At 71.9% G+C, this 4,927-nt stretch carries 5 protein-coding genes; 2 read left to right on the top strand and 3 right to left on the bottom strand.

The window, feature by feature from the left end; genetic code table 11:
- On the top strand, positions 1–489 hold a 489-nt coding region (locus R6V09_RS45860; protein ID WP_317887409.1), incomplete at its 5' end, for a nuclease-related domain-containing protein.
- A 1-nt stretch (position 490) separates the two neighbouring features.
- On the opposite strand, the gene R6V09_RS45855 is transcribed toward R6V09_RS45860, so the two are convergent.
- Positions 491–1,795 (bottom strand): phosphatase PAP2 family protein, encoded by a 1,305-nt coding sequence (locus R6V09_RS45855; protein ID WP_317887408.1) that lies wholly within the window; start codon positions 1,793–1,795, stop codon positions 491–493.
- 107 nt (positions 1,796–1,902) lie between these two features.
- Positions 1,903–2,784, bottom strand: a complete 882-nt coding sequence (gene ligD / locus R6V09_RS45850) for a non-homologous end-joining DNA ligase (protein ID WP_317887407.1) — start codon at positions 2,782–2,784, stop codon at positions 1,903–1,905.
- 67 nt (positions 2,785–2,851) lie between these two features.
- Between ligD and ku the strand changes: the two genes are divergently transcribed.
- A complete protein-coding gene (gene ku, locus R6V09_RS45845; protein WP_442810267.1) occupies positions 2,852–3,772 on the top strand; it encodes a non-homologous end joining protein Ku in 921 nt (306 codons plus the stop codon).
- 108 nt (positions 3,773–3,880) lie between these two features.
- Here the strand turns inward: ku and R6V09_RS45840 are convergent.
- On the bottom strand, positions 3,881–4,927 hold a 1,047-nt coding region (locus R6V09_RS45840; protein WP_317887405.1), incomplete at its 5' end, for a beta-ketoacyl-[acyl-carrier-protein] synthase family protein.

Here is a 4,927-nt window from a genome sequence, read left to right as displayed (position 1 = left end):
CGGCTCCGCCCCGACCAGCGCCGCCGCGCCCTGACCGCCGAACAGGCCGTCGGCGAGGCCCTGGACGATCTCGACGGCGCGGGCTGGCACGCCCTCCATTCCATCCCACTCCCCGGCGGCGACCGCCTCCACCACCTGGTGATCGGCCCCGGCGGCCTCTTCGCCGTACACACGCTGTACGCCCGCAAGCAGCGGGTCAGGATCGCCGACCCCATGGTCGCGCTGGGCCGCCGCGACCCGCTCCCGCTGCTCCGCCGGGTCCGCTCCGACGCCGACCGCGCGTCCTACGCCCTCACCGCTGAGGTCCACCCGGTCCTCGCCCTGGCCGGTCCGGCCGACGTCACGGTGACGACTCCGCTCCGCGAGGTCCGCGTCCTCCAGGACACGGAACTGCCCGGACTGGCAAGGACGGGTGGGGTGTTGAAGCCGGCGGATGTGGAGGCACTGCACGCGATGGCGCGGGACCGGCACACGTGGGGGAAGGTGTGAGCTACTTCAGCGGCCTGAAGTAGCGGGCGAGCGTGAGGTCACCGATGCGCGTGCCGATCCGGTTGGCGACGATGTCGCTCGTGCGGAAGTGGATCCCGCCCCAGACCCGGGCGTTGATCACGTCCTGGTTGTAGGCGGCCGCGGTCGCGTACGTACGGGTGGTGCCCGTCACGGCCGACGAGATACGGAAGTCGATGTCGCCGCCGGTCAGGCGGGACAGGACGCGCATCGCCGCGCCGTCGTTGGTGCAGTGACCGCTCATGTAGTCCGGGTAGGGCGGCGTGTCGAGCAGCGGTACCCAGGACGGGTCCGGTGCGGTGGCCGGGTTGCCGTCGGTGTCGGCCAGCCGGATCGCGGTGATGGGGCGCCACTGGCCGTAGGTCAGCTTGGTGTTCCACGCGGTGATCGCGGCGTCGGCCGTTGCCGTGCCCACGGCCGCGAACAGCCGGGCCGCGTCCACGAGGCCCAGCCCGTGGCGGGTGCTGTAGCCGCGGAGGGCGGCCTGGAACTGCACCGGCAGCACGTCACCGAAGAACAGCCCGGTCTCGGTCTGCGCGGCGGTCCGCGCCGAGCCGGTCCTCGCGCCCATGGCCTTCACCTCGGCGAAGTCCCTTGCGTACCGCTTGGAAGTGAGCTCGGGCGGTGGTCCCGGCCGCAGCTGATCCGGTGAGTCGAGCAGCATCGGCCGGACCTTCGCGAGCCACGGCACGGCCATCGGCGCGTTGGCGGGCGGGGTGGGCCGCCAGACTCCGGGCGCGGGCGGTTTGTCGAACGTGACCGGGGCACCGCGCCCGTCGTTCTTGCGCAACTGCACGATCCTCGCGGCGGCCCGCTCGCCGAAGGCGACTCCCTGGTTCTCGGCCGTCCCGTCGGGGATCTTCGCGAGGGAGGCGGTGTAGGCGGCGTCGAGCCGGGCCTGTGACGCCGGGAAGTAGGTGAGCAGGATGCGGTGGGCGGCGGCTGCGGCGGCGGCCTCCGGGGAGGCGGACCGGGGCCCGCGCTCGTGCCACTTGTACTCGGTGTAGCGGCCCTCGATGCCGACGACCGCGTTGTAGACGGCGGCCGAGACGAAGCCGTACCAGAGGGACTGTTCCGCTCCGGGACGCTTGGCGTCGCCGTTGACCGTGGCCACGGCTGTCTCGCTCCAGTCGTTGATCACCTCGGCGTTCGCGGCGGGTGCGGAAACCGCGGCGGCGGCCGGGGCCCAGGGCGCGGCGCCCAGGGCAAGGACCGTCAGGCCGGCGAGGAGGCCGCGGCGGACGATGCGGGAGCGTGGTGCTGTCAGTCCATGCTGGTCCTTACTCATGGGTGACCCCCTTGGGCTGTTTTTGTTGGGCCAAGGGTGGACCTGTCGCCGGGGCGGACCGGGGAATTCCGCGTTTTGGTCAGCCCGCTGAACTCAGGCCGCTGAACTCAGGGCAGCGGAGCGGCGTGCCCCGGGTCGAGGAGCGGGGCGAGCAGATCGCCGTGAACCCGCAGGCGGGGGCCCATGTCCGGGGCGAGGAAGGCGAGTTGGTGAGGGGAGCGGCACGCCTCGATCTCTTCCCAGGACACGGGCGCCGAGACGGTCGGTTCGGACCGCGCCCGCAAGGTGTACGGCGCGGCGGTCGTCTTCCGTGCCGCGTTCTGGCTCCAGTCGACGAACACCTTCCCCGGCCGCAGACTCCGCGTCATCCGGTGGACGACGAGTCGCGGCATGGCCTTCTCGGCCTCGACGGCCAGTGACTTCGCGTACTCGACGGTCCGCTCCGAAGGCACCGGCTCCACCCCCGCCAGCAGATGGAGTCCCTTCGCCCCGGACGTCTTGGCGTACGCCGGGATCCCGTCGGCGGCGAGCCGCTCGCGCAGCCAGAGGGCGACCTCGCAGCACTCGACGACCGTCGCCGGTGCCCCCGGATCGAGGTCGAAGACCAGCCGGTCGGCTTCCCCCGGCGCCCCGATCACCCACTGCGGGGTGTGGAACTCGGTGACGAGGTTCGCCGCCCACATCAAGGACGCCAGGTCCTGCACCAGCACCATCCGGGCCGGCCCCTCCGACCTGGGCACCTCGGCGGTGGTGACCCAGTCGGGCGTACCGGGCGGCACGTTCTTGGTGAAGAAGAGCTGGCCCCCGGGCCCGTCCGGATACCGCAGGAAGGAAACCGGCCGGTCACGCAGATGGGGCAGCAGAACCTCGGCCGTGGTCGCGTAGTAGTGCAGGACCTCGCCCTTGGTGAAGCCGTCCGCCGGGTACAGCACCTTCTCCAGGTTGCTGAGCGCGAGCCTTCGCCCCTCCACCTCTGTGATCGGCGTCATACGATGAGAATCCCACGGAAACGCGATAAATCGGACGCGAGCCGGAATCGGAAGGCGGGTGCGGCAGGTGCGATCCATATGGAACGGCGCCATCTCCTTCGGCCTGGTCAGCATCCCGATCAAGCTGGTGAACGCGACCGAGAGCCACTCCGTCTCCTTCCGCCAGATCCACACCGAGGACGGCGGTCGCATCCGCTACCGCAAGGTCTGCGAACTGGAGGACCGCGAGGTCACCCAGGCCGAGATCGGCAAGGCGTACGAGGACGCGGACGGCACGATGATCCCGATCACGGACGAGGACCTGGCCCAGCTGCCGATCCCCACGGCGAGGACGATCGAGATCGTGGCCTTCGTGCCGGCCGACCGGATCGATCCCCTCCAGATGGACGCGGCCTACTACCTCTCCGCGAACGGCGTCCCCGCCGCCAAGCCGTACACACTGCTGCGCGAGGCGCTGAAGCGCAGCCAGAAAGTGGCCATCGCGAAGTACGCGCTGCGGGGCCGCGAACGCCTCGGCATGCTGCGCGTGGTCGACGACGTGATCGCCATGCACGGGCTGCTCTGGCCGGACGAGATCCGGGTCCCCGAGGGCGTCGCCCCCGACACCAGCGTCACCGTCCGCGACAAGGAACTCGACCTCGCGGACGCCCTGATGGACACGCTGGGCGAGGTCGACCTCGCCGACCTCCACGACGACTACCGCGAGGCCGTCGAGGAGATGATCACCGCCAAGGCCTCCGGCGAACGGCCCGCCGACTCCCCGGCCCCGGCCCACAGCGGCAAGGTCCTCGACCTGATGGCGGCCCTGGAGAAGAGCGTCCGCGAGGCGAAGGAGTCGCGCGGCACGGAACCGGCCAAGAAGGCCGACGTCAGACCCCTCGCCAAGAAGTCGACGACCAAGAAGACGACGAAGCAGACGACGACAAAGCAAACGACGGCGAAGAAAGCCCCGCCGAAGAAGACGCCACCACGGAAGCGAACGGCGTAGGGGACCGCAGCGCCCCAAGGGGCGCGGGGCTGTGTCGATATGCGGCTCCGCCGCGTGGGCGCGACCAGCCACGACGCAGCAGCAGACGGACGACGGCAAGGTGCGGCCCTACGCCACCCGCCGCAACGCCAACACCGCGTTGTGCCCCCCGAACCCGAACGAGTTGCTCAACGCGAGATCCCCGGCCCCCGCTCCGGCCCCGGACAACTCCCGCGCCACCCCCGTCACCACATCCAGCCCGATCGCCTCGTCCAGCCCCTCGCCGCCGCCCACGGTCGGCGGCACCACCCCGTGATGCAACGTGAGCACCGTGGCCACGGCCTCGACCCCGCCGGCCGCCCCCTGCAGATGCCCGAGGTGCCCCTTGAGCGCGGTGACGGGCACGGCCCGCCGCCCGAACACGGCCCGCAGCGCCTCCGCCTCCGCGAGATCGCCCTCCACCGTCGCCGTGGCATGAGCGTTCACGTGTACGACGTCCACGACATGCCCGCCCGCGTCCCGCACCGCCCGCCGCACCGCGAGCGCGACCCCGGCACCCGTGGGATCCGGCGCAGCCATGTGGTGCGCGTCGGCGGACAGTCCCCAACCGGCGGCCTCGCAGTAGATCCGCGCTCCACGCGCGCGTGCGTGCTCCTCGGCCTCCAGGACGAGCACCCCCGCGCCCTCCCCGTTCACGAACCCGTCCCGGTCCTTCCCGAACGGCCGTGACGGAGACGAACCGTCCGCCGGCCCGTGCGTGGACAGGGCCCGCATCGCGGCGAACGACGCCATGATCGCCGGCGTGACGACCGCCTCGGCCCCGCCCGCGAGGGCGATGTCGACCCGGCCGTACCGTATGCGGTCGATGGCCGCCCCGATCGCCTCGGTGCCGGAGGCGCACGCGGCGGTGACCGTGCGGGCCTCGCCGGTGATGTGCAGGTCGAGGGAGACCTGGGACGCGGCCTGCGAGGGCACGGTCATGGGGGTGGTGAGCGGGGAGACGGCACGCGGCCCCTTGTCCCGCAGTTTGCGGTCGCCGCCGACGAGGACGGAGGCGTCCCCGAGAATCGCGCCGAGACTGACACCGACCCGCTCCGGATCGAGCCCGCTCTCCCGCGTGCCGCCCGCCACGAATCCGGCGTCGCCCCACGCCTCCCGCGCGGCGAGCACGGCGAA

This window comes from Streptomyces sp. W16 (assembly GCF_033194735.1).
GTDB lineage: Bacteria > Actinomycetota > Actinomycetes > Streptomycetales > Streptomycetaceae > Streptomyces.
Note: the sequence above shows the minus strand (reverse complement) of the source record. Positions and strands in the feature narration are given on the sequence as shown.

Excerpts from the sequence above, each read along its gene's own strand:
- R6V09_RS45855 (WP_317887408.1), bottom strand. The coding sequence starts at position 1,795 with ATGAGTAAGGACCAGCATGGACTGACAGCACCACGCTCCCGCATCGTC.
- ligD (WP_317887407.1), bottom strand. The coding sequence starts at position 2,784 with ATGACGCCGATCACAGAGGTGGAGGGGCGAAGGCTCGCGCTCAGCAAC.